Here is a 14,960-nt window from a genome sequence, read left to right as displayed (position 1 = left end):
TAGCCAGCTTCAGTACGGACAGCGCGCAGTACCTGGACGCGTACTTAAAGTACGTGAGGAGTGCGAGCACTGCCCAAGCTGAAAATAGCCAGCAGACTCAAAAAAGGCCCATAGGTTTGTCTGAGTAACTGACCAATAAACACTTAGTTTGCTGATAATGGTCCAGCATCATCTTGTGCGTTTCCCGCCCAATTCCTGACTGTTTGTAACCCCCGAACGCGGCATGCGCCGGATAGGCGTGATAACAGTTGGTCCATACGCGGCCCGCCTGCAAGTTACGCCCCATGTGATAGGCCACGTTACCGTCGCGGCTCCAGACGCCTGCACCCAGCCCGTACGGTGTGTCATTGGCGATTTCCAGCGCTTCCTTCATGTCTTTAAAGGTTGTCACCGCCAGTACCGGTCCGAAGATCTCCTCCTGGAATACCCGCATGTTATTTTTGCCCAGCAGGATAGTGGGTTGCAGGTAGTAACCTTCGTTGAGTGCGCCTTCCAGCTTTTTCTTCGCGCCCCCCGTCAGCACCTGCGCACCTTCTTTTTTACCGATCTCAATGTAATCCAGAATGGTTTTCATCTGCCCGGCAGAGACTTGCGCGCCCATCTGCGTTTCAGCATCCAGCGGGTTACCGGTTTTGATGGCTTCCACACGTTTGATGGCCCTTTCCATAAAGCGTTCGTAAATCGACTCTTGCACCAGCGCACGGCTCGGACAGGTGCAGACTTCACCCTGATTGAAGGCAAACAGCGCGAAACCTTCCAGCGCCTTGTCGAAGAAGGAGTCCTCTTTGTCCATCACGTCGGCGAAGAAAATATTCGGGGATTTACCCCCCAGCTCCAATGTGGCCGGGATCAGGTTCTGCGCCGCATAACCGGCGATCTGCTGGCCGACTTCGGTCGAACCGGTAAAGGCCACTTTGGCAATACGTTTTGAGGTCGCAAGATACTCACCAATCTCACCGCCCGCACCGTTCACCACGTTGATCACGCCCGGTGGCAGGATATCTTTCACCAGATCCATCAGCAGCAGTACGGATAGCGGCGTGAGCTTGGCTGGTTTGAGCACAATACAGTTACCGGCAGCCAGTGCTGGTGCCATTTTCCAGCAGGCCATCAGCAATGGAAAGTTCCACGGAATAATTTGCGCCACCACACCCAAGGGTTCATGGAAATGATAGGCCACGGTTTCACTGTCAATTTCGCTGATCCCACCTTCCTGCGCACGGACACAGGCGGCAAAATAGCGGAAATGGTCGATGGCGAGCGGCACATCGGCACCGGTGGTTTCTCGGATAGGTTTGCCGTTGTCCCAGGTTTCAGCATTGGCCAACAACTCGAGATTCTGCTCCATACGGTCCGCAACCCGGTTCAAAATGCTGGCGCGCTCCTGCACTGAGCGCTTGCCCCATGCGGCTTTTGCGCCATGCGCGGCGTCCAATGCCAGTTCAACATCTTCCTTGCTGGAACTCGCCACTTCACACAAAGCTTCGCCAGTGATCGGCGTCAGATTAGAATAATATTGTCCTTTCACCGGCGCGACCCATTCACCGCCGATAAAGTTATCGTAGCGTTTTTGTAGTTTTAGTGGGAAACCATACTCTTCCGGTTTAACGGCCTGAGGGTTTTTGTCATAAGCCATGATAATGATCCTTATGCTGCATCGGTCGTAGGGGAACAAAGAAAACGGAGCACTGCATAAAGAATAGGCCGTGGAAAGATAACCGTCGGAATGTAAAGAGAACTCTTCGAGCCGCCTCACAACTTTTCAGAGGAAGGAGCACGGAATGATTAGGCAGGATAAAGCAAGCAGCCACGCGAGGTTTTACTCACGGGCTGCTCGTTAGTTACGGCTACTGAGCGGGGAGCAGGAAAGGGTTTATACCGCTGCGGGAAAAGTCTTTCTTTTCCATCAACTGGTCGAGAGGCAGCGTTGCCAAATCATCGGCCACCGCGTCAGCTTGCGGATCTTGTTCCTGATAAATGATTTTCAGGTAAGAGCCGCAGTCGTCGCAGGTTTCGGCTTTTACTGTTGCCCGTTCGCTGTCCAGCGACCAGTAGTTGATGTTTTGCATCTCTTCACAATTGCTGCATTTGGCGCGTACTACGTGCCACTCGGTTTCGCACAAACTGCAATGGAGATAACGCAGGCCGCTGATCGTCCCCATCGTGATCACCCCGGAAACCGGCATGCTGCCGCATACCGGGCAAAACTGGCGGTTTTCCCCGTAGTCCGCGCGGCCGACAGCTCGCAGCTGCGCCGCCATCTGTGCCCAGTAGAGCGACAGTGCAGCCCAGATAAACGGCGCCTCATCGGCAGGAACGTGTTTGAAATCCTGATTCAGCAGTTGCGTCGCCATCATTTCGCGTTGCAGGCCAGGCGAATGCTCAAGACGTCCCAGCACGCCCAGCACCGGTTCGGAGGCATCCGGTTTGAGCGCCGCAATCAGCGCATCCAGCAATTTCAGCCAGTGTGGCGTACGCGGAAAAAGTTCGCAATCGAGCGGCGGTTTTCCAGCGGCTTGCTGCAATTCCTCACTGAGATCGATATTCAGCGGAAACACCTCCAACACCTGCTGCTGCGCGTCACAAATCGATGCTGCAAAATCAAGATACCCGCCCAACGGGCTATCTTCTGCCAGTTTGCGCAGACGATCGGCGCGCCGTTGGTAGAGCGTTTTGAGGTTGGAGAACAGCAGCGGCGGAATATTCTCCGCCGTTTTTCTGCCGTCGGACAGTTCATCCTGCGGGACAATCTGGATACTCATCCGGCTTTCCTCTCGTCTTCTTCTTTTTTCTGCTGCTTCGCCAGCACCTCACGATACCAGCGTGGATGATGATACTTCGCCCATGATCCCGGCACTTTCCCTTCCGTCATGGCGGTAATCGACCCTCTTGCCCACGTCGCGGCGTACGCATGCATGATGATGACCAGAATCAATCCGACACCCGCGACAGAATGCATCACCAGCGCCAGACGGATCAGCGGGATGGGGAAGTAACCGGCAAACCACGGACGCCAGATCACGACACCACTCGCCATCAGTAACATCAGACAACTGATGGCGGCCCAGAACACGCATTTCTGGCCGAAGTTATAGCGCCCGGTATCGCCGACTTCGTGATTGGTCAGCACTTTGTGAATATTTTTCGCCCATACCAGATCGTTTTTTTCCGGTAGATTGTGTTTCCAGTAGCGGAAAAACATCCCAAGGAAAGAGACGAACATCACCACACCGAAGAACGGATGGAGAATGCGCGCCATCTGAGGCGTACCGAAAATGTTCAGCAACCCGTTAAATGACGGAAAGACGAACCCCAGTCCGCTGAGTGCAAGAGGCACAAAGCAAAAAGCGACGATCCAATGATTGAGGCGTTCCGGCAGGTTATAGCGCTGGATTAACTTCTCTTTTTTCATGGGAGCATCTCCTCATCATCATGTTTTTCTTCCTCTTCCTCTTTCACATGCTCTTCCTCTTTCACATAGTTCGGTCCTACACCGAGGAAGTGGAATGCACTGGCGGCAAAAGTCGCGGCAAAGCCGATCGCTGCCAGCGGTTTCCAGATGCCTTTCCACAGAGTAATGGCCGGGCTGATGGTCGGGTCTTTTGGTAGACCGTGGTACAGCTCAGGTTTATCGGCGTGATGCAGCACATACATGACGTGCGTCCCGCCGACACCCTGAGGATCGTATAGTCCGGCGTGCTTGAAGCCACGTCCTTGCAGTTCGCTAACCCGTTCAGCGGCCAGAGACTTCATCGCGTCTTTGGTGCCGAAATGAATGGCACCGGTCGGGCAGGTTTTGACACAGGCGGGTTCCTGGCCGACGCTCACGCGATCGACACACAGTGTGCATTTGTAAGCACGGTTATCCTGTTTGTTGATACGCGGCACGTTGAACGGGCAACCGGCGATGCAGTAACCACAACCGATACAGTGTTCGGACTGAAAATCGACGATACCGTTGGCATATTGAATGATCGCGCCTTCTGCCGGGCAGGCTTTTAGACAGCCCGGATCGGCGCAGTGCATGCAGCCATCTTTGCGGATCAGCCATTCCAGTTTGCCGTTTTCTTCCACTTCGGAGAAACGCATCACCGTCCAGGATTTCGCGCTGAGATCCATAGGATTGTCATACACGCCGCTGTTGTGGCCGACGTCGTTACGCAGGTCATTCCATTCGGAACAGGCCACCTGACACCCTTTGCAGCCGATACAGATGGTGACATCAATCAGCTTCGCCACCTTCGGCTGATGGTCGCGGACACGCGGAGCCGGAGTAAAACCATTCGTTGCGGACTTACGAAGTATGTCCTGAGATTGCATTGCCATAATTCGTCTCCGTTACGCCTTTTCCAGGTTAACCAGGAACGCCTTGAACTCCGGCGTTTGCGAGTTTGCGTCACCCACCGACGGCGTCAGCGTATTGGCCAGGAAGCCTTTGCGGGTTTCACCCTCAAAACCCCAGTGACAGGGAATACCGATGGTGTCGACGGGTTTTCCGTCAATGGTTAAGGTTTTGATACGCTTGGTCACCACGGCTTTCGCCAGAATATAGCCGCGTTTGGACGACACTTTGACACTGTCGCCCGCCACAATATTCTTCGACTTCGCCAGCGCTTCGCCAATCTCGACAAACTGCTCAGGCTGAGTAATGGCGTTAAGCAGCGCGTGCTTAGTCCAGTGGCGGAACAGCTCAGTAATGGAATAGGTGGTGGCGACGTACGGGAAGTTTGCCGCTGTGCCCATGTTCGGCAAGTCGCTGGCAAAGATGCGCGCCACCGGGTTGGAGATCACGTTCGGATGCAACGGGTTGGTGCCGATCGGTGTTTCAATCGGTTCGTAGTGTTCCGGGAACGGGCCGTCGGCCATTTTGTCCACGGCGAACAGGCGTCCCATGCCTTCAGGCTGCATGATAAACGGCCCGACACCGCTGCCCGGCTCAGCATTGCTGTAATCGGGGACATCAAAACCACCCCATTGACGCCCGTCCCAGCGAATGATTTCGCGTTTTGGATCCCACGGCTGGCCCTGCGGGTCAACCGAGGCGCGGTTATACAAAATGCGGCGATTGAGCGGCCAAGACCAGGCCCAACCGGAAGTGCAACCTAAACCCGATGGGTCCGCATTGTCACGGCGCGACATCTGGTTACCGGCTTCGGTCCAGCTGCCGGTATAGATCCAGCAGAAGCTGGCGGTGCTGCCATCGTTTTTCAGGTGGGCAAACGTAGAGAGCTGCTGACCTTTTTTCGCCAGAAGATGACCTTTGTCATCGGTAATATCCGCCAGCGCCTTGCCGTTGGCTTCGCGGGCGATCTCTTCCGGCAACGGGTCAAGCGGGTCGTGATAATCCCACGCCATATTCAGCACCGGCAACGGATTAGCACCGCCTTCTTTCTGGTACAGTTCGCGCAGTTTCATAAATAGACGGGCGATGATTTTAGCATCGTGCAACGCTTCACCCGGTGGCTCTGCTGCCTGGAAATGCCATTGCAGCCAGCGGGCGGAGTTTACAATCGAGCCATTCTCTTCGGCAAAACAGGACGACGGCAGGCGGAATACTTCAGTCTGCACGTCGGTGGTCTGAATGTCGTTCATCTCGCCGTGATTCTGCCAGAAGTTGGAGGACTCGGTCACCAGCGGATCGATCACCACCATGTACTTGAGTTTGGCGAGAGCACGCGAGGATTTATTTTTGTCTGGGAACGCCGCCAACGGGTTGAAGCCCTGCACGATGTAACCATTCATTTTGCCTTCGGTCATCAGCTCGGCCTGTTGCATCACGTCGTAGCTTTTGTCCCACTTGGGTAGCCAGTCGTAGCCCCAGTCATTTTCCGCCGTGGCGTGATCGCCCCAGAAACTTTTCATCATACTGACGAAAAAATTCGGCGTGTTTTTCCAGAAGTTAACCTGTCCTTCCACCAGCGGTGCTGGCGTAGTTTGTTTCAGATAATCAGCGAGATGGGTTTGTTTTTCAGACGGTAAACTCATATACCCAGGCAGATTCAGTGACAGTAACCCAAGGTCGGTGTAACCCTGAATATTTGAGTGCCCACGCAGCGCGTTGACACCGCCGCCCGGCATGCCGACGTTGCCGAGCAACAATTGGATCATCGCTGCACAGCGGATGGTTTGCGCACCGCTTGAGTGGTGCGTCCAGCCCAGCGCGTAGAGAATGGTGGCGGTTTTATCGCGCGCACAGGTTTCTGCCAGAATGGAACTTATCAGCAGGAAATCTTCTTTCGAAGTACCGCAAAGACGCTCAACCAACTCCGGTGTGTAACGGGAAACGTGCTGTTTCAGCAGATTCCAGACACAGCGCGGGTCCTGCAGGGTTTTGTCACTTTTGGCGAAGCCCTTTTCATCCAGTTGGTAGTGCCAACTCTCTTTGTTATAGGTTTTTCTCACCGCGTCAAAACCGGTAAACAGGCCGTCGTTGAAGGCGAAATCATCCCGCACCAACAGGCTGGCGTTAGTGTATTCGCGGACGTAGTCGTGGTGAACTTTATCTTGAGTGATCAGGTAGTTGATCATACCCAGCAGGAAAACGATATCAGAACCCGCGCGGATGGGGGCGTAAATGTCGGCCACGGCCGCGCTACGGTTAAAGCGCGGATCGACCACGATGACTTTAGCGTTATTCCGCGTTTTTGCTTCAATCACCCATTTGAATCCGACCGGATGCGCTTCTGCCGCATTGCCGCCCATGATTAAAATCACATTGGCATTTTTGATGTCGGCCCAGTTGTTGGTCATCGCACCACGACCAAAACTCGGCGCTAACGCCGCAACAGTCGGGCCGTGGCACAGACGCGCCTGGCAGTCGATGGCGACCATACCGAGCGCGCGGGTAAATTTCTGATCCAGCAGGCCGGTTTCGTTACTGGCCGCAGAAGAGCAGAGCATGCCGGTGGTCAGCCAGCGGTTGACCGTTACGTTGTTGTCATTTTTCTCAACGAAGTTGGCATCGCGGTCATCTTTCATCAGGCGAGCAATTCGGGAAATCGCCTCATCCCAACTGATGCGCTGCCACTTATCAGACCCTGCTGCACGGTATTCTGGATGAGTCAGGCGACCTTCGCTGTGGATGTAATCCAGTACACCCGCACCTTTCGGGCACAACGAGCCACGACTCACCGGATGGTCCGGGTCACCCTCTATATGGAAGATGTTCTCTGTGACGTTTTTAGCACCGTCGCCCTGACTGTAAATCAAAATTCCGCAGCCTACCGAGCAATAGGTACAGTTGTTGCGGGTTTCGCGCGAGCGGAGCAACTTATATTGACGGGTTTCCGCCAGCGCCAGCGACGGCGCAAAACCGAGTAGTGTCGCGGTGGTTCCTGCCATACCGCCCGCGCAGATCTTAAATAACTGTCTTCTGCTGACCTGCATGAAAGACTCCTTCCTATCATTTATTAATACATCATATTCACATTGACGCTTTGCCCGTCGTGGCGAGAAGCGCTAAAATAGTGGCCTAAAACCGGATTGTAATTGTGGTTTATTGTATCCGGGGTGTTTATAAGGTTATTGCCAATGGATGTCCATCTCGTAAACGAATTTGACGAAAAAGATGACCAAAAAGTGACTCAGATCATCGGAGCCACCCGCAAAAAGGTGATGCAGCGCGGACATCTGGATGCCACGCAGGATGACTGGATCGCCGAGGAAGTCCCCGTCGCATTGGTCTACAACGGTATCTCGCATGTGGTGATGATGGCCTCACCGAAAGACCTCGACGCCTTCGCGTTGGGGTTTTCACTATCAGAAGGGATTGTCGATTCGGTCGCAGATATTTACGGAATTGAGGTGTCATCCAACTGCAACGGCATAGAAGTTAATATTGAGTTATCAAGCCGCCGCTTTGCCGGGCTGAAAGAGCGCCGCCGCGCAATGGCTGGACGTACCGGCTGTGGCGTCTGTGGCATCGAACAACTTGGCGATCTCTTTCGTCCCCTCGCTCCGCTGCCCTTTACTCAGACTTTTAATTTAGACCATCTGGATAGCGCACTGCATCAGTTGAAATCGGTACAGACCATTGGCCAAGTGACCGGCTGCACCCATGCAGGTGCCTGGCTAAGCCCACTCGGTGAGCTGCTTGGTGGCTGTGAAGATGTCGGCCGCCACGTCGCATTGGATAAAGTTCTCGGCTGGCGGGCGAAAAAACCGGAATGGCAAGCAGGCGCGGTGCTGGTATCCAGCCGAGCCAGCTATGAAATGGTGCAAAAAGCCGCTATGTGCGGTGTCGAAATTCTGTTTGCCGTTTCCGCCGCCACAACGCTTGCCGTTGATGTTGCCGAGAAGTGCAATCTGACACTGGTCGGTTTCAGTAAACCGGGTCGGGCCACGGTGTATACACATGCGCGGAGACTGAAAGGATAAACATCGCGGCAGAATGGTCCTAATCACGCCTTAGACCGTTTGCGACAATGCTGAGTTAAACGCGCTCTAAGGCACGTATAACAGTACGTTACGAATACCCGTACAAAGTGCGGAGCATAGATAATCATTTTCAATATCATTTAATTAACTATAATGATCCGACTGATTACGCGGTACTTACATCAGACAGTGCCGCCCTACACTATGGAGACGATGAACATGAGTTATTCACTGCCATCACTGCCTTACGCATACGACGCACTCGAACCGCATTTCGATAAAGAAACGATGGAAATCCATCACTCTAAACATCACCAAGCCTACGTTAACAATGCTAACGCTGCGCTGGAAAGCCTGCCAGAACTGGCAAAGCTGTCCGTTGAAGAGCTGATCGCAAACCTCGATAAAGTGCCAGCAGACAAGAAAGTTGCGCTGCGTAATAATGCAGGCGGCCATGCCAACCACAGCTTGTTCTGGAAGGGCCTGAAAACAGGCACTACCCTGCAGGGCGACCTGAAAGCAGCTATCGAACGCGACTTCGGCAGCGTTGACGCTTTCAAAGAGACTTTCGAAAAAGCAGCAACCACTCGTTTCGGCTCAGGCTGGGCGTGGCTGGTTCTGAAAGACGGCAAACTGGCCGTGGTTTCTACTGCTAACCAAGACAGCCCGCTGATGGGCGAAGCCGTTTCTGGCGTGTCAGGTTTCCCGCTGTTGGGCCTGGACGTGTGGGAACATGCTTATTACCTGAAATATCAGAACAAACGCCCTGATTACATTAAAGCGTTCTGGGCTGTAGTGAACTGGGACGAAGCAGCAAAACGTCTGGCCGAAGCGAAGTAATTTCGCGCCACCCTTAACCGGTTACACGTTCGCACAATGGCGGGGCCTTCCCCGCCTTTTTTATGTCCTAATCCCGCCGCCTATTTATTCCAATACCAGACCCCGTTCGCAGTTCTTAAATAAGTCCGCCTTCCCCCTAAAGTTTCTCTTAAGTCCTTCCGATATGCTCTTAACAAAGCTTCACGGAAAATACAACTTACATAAGCAAGGACGTCGGTGGAGAACAGTTATGGGAAATAAAACAGGTCTGTCACAGCGGATTGAAAACCTCAAAGTCGGTACCAAACTCGGACTGGGTTTTGGTTTGGTTTTGATCATCGCGATGGTGATCGCCACTGTCGGTATGGTGAAGTTCAAAGACATTAACGATCGTGCCGAAAAAGTGGATTTCAGTAACCAGATGAATACATTACTGAATGAGGCCAGAATCAGCCGCACGTTGTATCAGCTCAATTACGATCCTGACTATCTGGCCAGAAATCAGCACAGCATTGCTGAATTACAAAAGCTTGTCGAATCGGCAAAAGGTCGGCTGGTTTGGGACACAAAAAGCCAAACTAATTTCGATCAGGTTCCGGTAAAAATTCAAGAGTACAACCAGGCACAGGCCGCGTTTAAAAAAGCGGTGGCTGAAAAAGACGCCGTCCGTAAGAGTTGGAATCTGTCGGAAACTGAAGATGTCGTTCAACGTTTGCAGGAACAACTGCGGGTAGAAGATGCCGATCCGGTCATTCGCCTTTCATTAGCCAATGTGGTTCAGAGACTGATCAGCGTGCGCTATTACGTGCGTGGCCTGCTACTGAAGATGGATAAAGAATCCGAACAGACGCTACTAAAAGCGATTGATGACACCCAGGCCAACGCCAAGAAACTCAACGCTCTGTTGCTACCCAACCAACAGGAAACGCTGGCACCACTGATGTCCGCGCTGGCAACCTACAAGTCCCGCATTGTGGCCTATATGCCCGCTTACCAACAAGAACAGCAGAACTCACAGGTGCTGTCGGTAAAAGCGGCAGAGATGAATACACTGGTCAGCAACATCTTTAAAAATGAGCTGGATAATACGCATCGGGATATCAGCCGGGCGCTGATGCTGATGGCGATAATCGCCTTGGTGGCGCTGTTTATCGGTGCACTGATCGCCTGGCGCATTACCCGTCAAATTACTCATCCACTGCGCGCTACGCTGGTGACAGCAGAGCTGATTGCCAAGGGCGACCTGACGGCTGCGCAGTCCACTCCGCGTCGCGATGAGTTGGGCATGTTGATGAATGCGGTGGCTGGAATGAGCCAAAATCTGCGCAATATGATTTATGAGATCCGGATGGGTGTCAGCCAGGTGTCGCACGCCGCCTCTGAGATTGCGGCGGGGAACACCGATTTATCATCACGTACCGAGCAGCAGGCCGCCGCCGTCGAAGAGACCGCCGCCAGCATGGAGCAGTTGAGTTCAACCGTGAAACAGAATGCCGAGAATGCCCATCATGCCAGTAAGCTGGCGGCCGATGCCTCGCAAACGGCGACACTCGGCGGCAAGCAGGTCGGTGATGTGGTCGTCACCATGCAGCAAATCTCTGGCAGTTCAAAACGCATTGCTGAAATTACTTCCGTGATCAACGGTATTGCCTTCCAAACTAATATTCTGGCGCTCAATGCCGCAGTAGAAGCAGCACGGGCGGGCGAACAGGGCCGCGGATTCTCCGTCGTTGCCTCCGAAGTGCGGTCACTGGCGCAGCGAAGCGCACAGGCGGCCAAAGAGATCGAGGGGCTGATCGCCGAGTCGGTTGAGCGTGTGAACACCGGTTCCAAACTGGTCGAAAATACCGGCCGCACCATGCAGGATATCGTTCAGGCGGTCACTCACGTACGCGATATCATGGGAGAAATTGCATCAGCATCCGATGAACAAAGCCGTGGGATTGCGCAAATATCTCTGGCCATCGTTGAAATGGATAGCACCACCCAGCAAAACGCCGCGCTGGTAGAGCAATCGGCTGCCGCAGCAGACTCGCTGGAAGATCAGTCACGCGTTCTGACCAATGCGGTATCCGTATTCCGCTTGTCAGAGAATGATACTTTCGTCACGTCTGATGTGCAGCGCGCCGCGCCGGCTAAAGTTGCCGCGCTGCCTCGCCCGGCCAGCGCAGAACAAGGAAACTGGGAGACCTTTTGAGGTCACAGGTAACCTGAGATATCACGGGTGAACCGCAACAACATTGAGGTTTGAGGAAGAAGGGTGTTGGATTAGAGGAAGAGATCAATGTAACGGCCTTCCCGGCTAAAGGGAGGCCGTTAGCTCATCAGAAAGCTTTCTTGGCGTAACCGGTGACCACTTTCAAGCCCATTTCACGGCCCAGCGCTGTCATCGGGTGAACCACCACAATACCGCGCACAACTTTCTTCAGCGTGCCCATATCGGCCTGCTCTTTTTTGGTAATTTCACGGCTGTACGGCAGTGTTGCCAGCTTCTGCGCTTCTGCACTCAGTTTGACGACCCGCACATTTTTCAAGCGGGCGATTTCAGTTGCCAGCTTCTCTTTTTCGTCTTCATGCTTGGAAATCAGTTCAGAGTTGCCCTGCTGAATAACAGCGGCATCTTTGTGATTCAATGCGTCCAGCATGTCGCTGAGGCGTTTAATTTCGGCTTTTTCGACTTCTTTCATAGTGTTTTCGACCCGTGCGTGCCGCTTCGGCACGATGTTGCTCAAGATAATAACGTCTAGTGTATCAGGAAGTACGCGTTTCATCAGCCCGAGCGTCAGCCGTTGTTGTTGCCAATCCCGGCGGCAGTCCGCTCATTTCACAGGCACGCTGCCCGAGACGCGCTAGCGCGGCGGTATAGCGGGCATTAAAAGGATAACAGCACGACAGCCGCAGGCCATTGCGATAGCGCCCACTCGGCGAATAAAGCGTGCCTGGCGTCATGCAGATTTTCTCATCCAGCAGTTGCTGGAACAGGACCACGGTATCGACACCGGGAGGAAAATCCACCCAGAACACAAAGCCGCCCATTGGTTGTGTCGCGCAAGTCCCTTGAGGAAAATAGCGGGAGATCAGCGCCCGTGCTTCATCAACCTGCGCGGCGTAACGGCGGCGCAGCGCGCGCAGATGGTGGTCGTAACCGCCGGATTCAAGAAACACCGCCAGCGTTTGTGACAGCAAAAAAGACTCCGACATCGAGGACACCGCCTTCAGCTTGCGCAGCTTCTCAGCAAAGCGACCACCGGCTATCCAGCCAACACGAAAATCCGGTGCCAGTGTTTTGGTGAAGCTGGTGCAAAACAGCACCCAGCCATTTCGGTCGAAAGATTTTACCGCTGGGGAGAGTGCGTCACTGAATTGGATCTCAGCGTAAAGACCATCTTCAATCAGCGGCACCTGATGATCGTTCATCAAGTGCGCCAGACGTTTTTTCGCCGCCAGCGGCATGGTAAAGCCCATCGGATTCTGCGCCGTCGGCATGGCAATCACCGCATTCAGACGCTTTTCATTGAGCATCAACTCCAACGCATCAAGCGAGATCCCGGTCTGCGGATCCGTTGGGATTTCCACCGCTTTCAGCCCCAGACTGGCCAGCAGCGGCAGCAGGTAAAAGTAAGTTGGCGTCTCCAACCCCACGCTGTCGCCCGGCTGGGTCGTCACCCGCAGCGCCAATTGCAGGGCTTCCATACAGCCATGTGTCAGGGTGATGTCCCCCGCTTCAAGCATCATACCCAACCCTAAAGAACGGCGGGCGATCTGCTGGCGCAACCCAAGGTTTCCCGGCGGCAGTGCGTACTGCCCAATGATATGCGGCTGACGACGCAGTAACGACGCCATGATGCGACCCAGTTTGGCACCGGGATAGAAATCATTGGCCTGCGGACAAGCCAGCGAAAGATTGGTATAGGCCGGATTAACTTGCGCGGCAAACACGGTATCGATGAGGTCCAGAACATCACCCGCGGGTTCGGCAGCAGGCGTATGGGGCTGATGGCGAACCTCCAGCGCCGGTAGCGCGGTGCGTACATAGAAACCTGATTGCGGTCGGGCTTCGATCAGACCGCGATCTTCAAGCCGCCGGTAAGCCGCCACCACGGTATTGATACTGACCGCATGGGTTTGAGCACTGCGTCGCACTGACGGCAAGCGGCTGCCTGCAGGCAATGTGCCACGGCGGATGGCTTCAGCCAGATTATCTGCCAGCTGGTTATAGCGCGTATCGTTAGATATATCGGTGAGCGAGCTCAGCGTATCGACCATGGTATCAGTTCCGCAAAAGTGAATAGGTACAGTTTGTTTTTCACTCAACTGTAACCATGACAATAGCGTATTTTTGGTTCTGTTACCTAACTCTCTGACTGCTTACTCTGTATGGACAGACTTTAGATACCAAGGAATAAAAATGCTGGATACCGCTTTTGTCAGTTATGTCACGGTGATGTCGATCACGCCGGGGCCGAATAATTTGCTACTGGCAGCATCGGGGGTCAATTTCGGATTGCGCCGCAGCGTGCCGATGATGCTGGGGATCACGCTCGGCTGTGTCGTGCAGTGCGCGCTGATGACCTCAATGCTGGCGATTTTACTCAGTTGGATAAACGCGGTGCGTCTGCCGATGGCCGCGGTAGGCTGCGCGTATTTGTTCTGGCTGTCGTGGAAAATCTACCGTTCAGGTACGCCAAAAGAGGGCGAGAAACAGCAGCCGATGAATTTGGTCGGCGGTGCGCTGTTTCAGGCAATCAACCCAAAAGCGTGGCTAATGGCGACCAACGTGGCCATTCTGTTTACGCCACCGAACGGCAATATGCTGCATCACACACTGCTGATTTGCATCGGTTTCGCGCTGATCAATCTTCCGTGCATTCTGGTGTGGGTGTTGATGGGGGACAGGTTACGTCAGGCGTTACGTGTTGAGTGGAAGCTGAAACTGTTCAATACGATCATGGGCGGCATGATGGCACTCACCGCACTGTGGCTGCTGGTTGGCGAGGTGCGCCATGCACTTCAATAAGCATCAGCGTTGAACCGGTGATAAGCGTGACGGCTGCTGATTACTGATATGAGCGATCAGCCCGGTAACGCAAAGAACCATGGTAGAGCGGACGATTTGCTGGTAGCGCTGACGTTGCATGGCGATCAACGATTCGTCGGCTTCGCCGGGCTTGGGGAAGGTTGGCGCAGGCGGCAGTTCGGTCACGCAATGCAACTCACCAAAGGGGCCGAGGATTTCGTCATCGGTGAAGCGGTAATCTTCACCGTCGTAATTCAGCTCTTCACGCAACGCCATCAGCAGTTCGGCATCTTCATATTCGTGGCGGCTGATCACGCCGAGCGCGTAAATCAGTTTCAGGCGTACGCTTAAATCACCCAGCGGGCCACTGCCATTCAGTAAAGGTTCGACGGCATATTTGACGGCGTAATCGTCTTTACGAAATACCTGCACGACCAGAATATCCAGCGCTTCCGCCAACAATTCCACGGCCGTCATTAAAAAGCTGCGCACAGTTTTCCCTGCGTTCAGCTTCTCCAGTACCCTATTTTCAAACGCCTGTGCTTTTTCCATCGAGTTACTTACTGTAAGAGTCGCGTCATGAATTACGGCTTCAGGTGTGTCCATAACGCCTCTGCTGTCATCCGTGCAATCCCCTATGTGTTTGAAGCTACAGCTACATTAGCCGCTCTCGTTCACCCGAAACACTGACTGATGTCAGCGCATCGTGATTCTCTCGCTTGCTGTCTTGCTGCAACACCAATCACTT

The 14,960-nt window shown here is 53.8% G+C and carries 12 protein-coding genes; 4 read left to right on the top strand and 8 right to left on the bottom strand.

Going from position 1 to position 14,960, the window contains the following annotated elements; all coding sequences use genetic code 11:
- Positions 1-97 precede the first annotated feature (97 nt).
- The 5 genes from exaC to fdnG all read right to left on the bottom strand — a co-directional run bounded on the left by exaC (position 98) and on the right by fdnG (position 7,386).
- A complete protein-coding gene (gene exaC, locus IEV89_RS18010) occupies positions 98-1,636 on the bottom strand; it encodes an acetaldehyde dehydrogenase ExaC (protein WP_188474900.1) in 1,539 nt (512 codons plus the stop codon).
- A gap of 211 nt (positions 1,637-1,847) precedes the next feature.
- Entirely contained in the window at positions 1,848-2,762 is a 915-nt protein-coding gene (gene fdhE, locus IEV89_RS18005; protein ID WP_188474899.1) for a formate dehydrogenase accessory protein FdhE, read from the bottom strand.
- Positions 2,759-3,412 (bottom strand): formate dehydrogenase cytochrome b556 subunit, encoded by a 654-nt coding sequence (gene fdoI / locus IEV89_RS18000; protein WP_188474898.1) that lies wholly within the window; start codon positions 3,410-3,412, stop codon positions 2,759-2,761. Before fdoI ends, fdhE begins: the two co-directional genes overlap by 4 nt.
- Complete coding sequence (gene fdxH / locus IEV89_RS17995) at positions 3,409-4,326, bottom strand: formate dehydrogenase subunit beta (protein WP_188474897.1); 918 nt, start codon at positions 4,324-4,326, stop codon at positions 3,409-3,411. The genes fdoI and fdxH overlap by 4 nt, the downstream gene beginning before the upstream one ends.
- 12 nt (positions 4,327-4,338) lie before the next feature.
- Positions 4,339-7,386, bottom strand: a complete 3,048-nt coding sequence (gene fdnG, locus IEV89_RS17990) for a formate dehydrogenase-N subunit alpha (protein WP_188474896.1) — start codon at positions 7,384-7,386, stop codon at positions 4,339-4,341.
- 144 nt (positions 7,387-7,530) lie between these two features.
- Between fdnG and fdhD the strand changes: the two genes are divergently transcribed.
- The 3 genes from fdhD (at position 7,531) to IEV89_RS17975 (ending at position 11,392) form a co-directional block, all read left to right on the top strand.
- Entirely contained in the window at positions 7,531-8,376 is an 846-nt protein-coding gene (fdhD, locus tag IEV89_RS17985; RefSeq protein ID WP_188474895.1) for a formate dehydrogenase accessory sulfurtransferase FdhD, read from the top strand.
- Positions 8,377-8,595: 219 nt separating this feature from the next.
- A complete protein-coding gene (gene sodA, locus IEV89_RS17980; RefSeq protein ID WP_188474894.1) occupies positions 8,596-9,216 on the top strand; it encodes a superoxide dismutase [Mn] in 621 nt (206 codons plus the stop codon).
- 229 nt (positions 9,217-9,445) lie between these two features.
- Positions 9,446-11,392, top strand: coding sequence for a methyl-accepting chemotaxis protein (locus tag IEV89_RS17975; protein WP_188474893.1), 1,947 nt, complete (start codon positions 9,446-9,448; stop codon positions 11,390-11,392).
- A gap of 127 nt (positions 11,393-11,519) precedes the next feature.
- Here IEV89_RS17975 and IEV89_RS17970 read toward each other — a convergent pair whose 3' ends face one another.
- Together IEV89_RS17970 and IEV89_RS17965 are read right to left on the bottom strand one after the other, a co-directional pair.
- Positions 11,520-11,882, bottom strand: a complete 363-nt coding sequence (locus IEV89_RS17970; RefSeq protein WP_188474892.1) for a YibL family ribosome-associated protein — start codon at positions 11,880-11,882, stop codon at positions 11,520-11,522.
- Positions 11,883-11,946: 64 nt separating this feature from the next.
- The gene (locus IEV89_RS17965) at positions 11,947-13,461 is read right to left on the bottom strand and encodes an aminotransferase-like domain-containing protein (RefSeq protein WP_188474891.1); all 1,515 of its coding nucleotides are present in this window, start codon (positions 13,459-13,461) and stop codon (positions 11,947-11,949) included.
- Between the two features lie 142 nt (positions 13,462-13,603).
- Between IEV89_RS17965 and IEV89_RS17960 the strand changes: the two genes are divergently transcribed.
- Positions 13,604-14,212, top strand: a complete 609-nt coding sequence (locus IEV89_RS17960; protein ID WP_188474890.1) for a LysE family translocator — start codon at positions 13,604-13,606, stop codon at positions 14,210-14,212.
- A 3-nt stretch (positions 14,213-14,215) separates the two neighbouring features.
- Here the strand turns inward: IEV89_RS17960 and IEV89_RS17955 are convergent, their stop codons facing one another.
- Positions 14,216-14,764, bottom strand: coding sequence for an MltR family transcriptional regulator (locus IEV89_RS17955; RefSeq protein WP_308420894.1), 549 nt, complete (start codon positions 14,762-14,764; stop codon positions 14,216-14,218).
- Positions 14,765-14,960: the final 196 nt, after the last annotated feature.

Origin of the sequence: Hafnia psychrotolerans, assembly GCF_014639435.1 — a bacterium.
In the GTDB taxonomy this organism is placed as follows: Bacteria; Pseudomonadota; Gammaproteobacteria; order Enterobacterales; family Enterobacteriaceae; genus Ewingella; species Ewingella psychrotolerans.
The sequence above is the reverse complement of the archived record's forward strand: the minus strand, read 5'-3'. Positions and strand labels throughout refer to the sequence as shown.

Excerpts from the sequence above, each read along its gene's own strand:
- exaC (WP_188474900.1), bottom strand. The coding sequence starts at position 1,636 with ATGGCTTATGACAAAAACCCTCAGGCCGTTAAACCGGAAGAGTATGGT.
- fdhE (WP_188474899.1), bottom strand. The coding sequence starts at position 2,762 with ATGAGTATCCAGATTGTCCCGCAGGATGAACTGTCCGACGGCAGAAAA.
- fdoI (WP_188474898.1), bottom strand. The coding sequence starts at position 3,412 with ATGAAAAAAGAGAAGTTAATCCAGCGCTATAACCTGCCGGAACGCCTC.
- fdxH (WP_188474897.1), bottom strand. The coding sequence starts at position 4,326 with ATGGCAATGCAATCTCAGGACATACTTCGTAAGTCCGCAACGAATGGT.
- fdnG (WP_188474896.1), bottom strand. The coding sequence starts at position 7,386 with ATGCAGGTCAGCAGAAGACAGTTATTTAAGATCTGCGCGGGCGGTATG.
- fdhD (WP_188474895.1), top strand. The coding sequence starts at position 7,531 with ATGGATGTCCATCTCGTAAACGAATTTGACGAAAAAGATGACCAAAAA.
- sodA (WP_188474894.1), top strand. The coding sequence starts at position 8,596 with ATGAGTTATTCACTGCCATCACTGCCTTACGCATACGACGCACTCGAA.
- IEV89_RS17975 (WP_188474893.1), top strand. The coding sequence starts at position 9,446 with ATGGGAAATAAAACAGGTCTGTCACAGCGGATTGAAAACCTCAAAGTC.
- IEV89_RS17970 (WP_188474892.1), bottom strand. The coding sequence starts at position 11,882 with ATGAAAGAAGTCGAAAAAGCCGAAATTAAACGCCTCAGCGACATGCTG.
- IEV89_RS17965 (WP_188474891.1), bottom strand. The coding sequence starts at position 13,461 with ATGGTCGATACGCTGAGCTCGCTCACCGATATATCTAACGATACGCGC.
- IEV89_RS17960 (WP_188474890.1), top strand. The coding sequence starts at position 13,604 with ATGCTGGATACCGCTTTTGTCAGTTATGTCACGGTGATGTCGATCACG.
- IEV89_RS17955 (WP_308420894.1), bottom strand. The coding sequence starts at position 14,764 with ATGGAAAAAGCACAGGCGTTTGAAAATAGGGTACTGGAGAAGCTGAAC.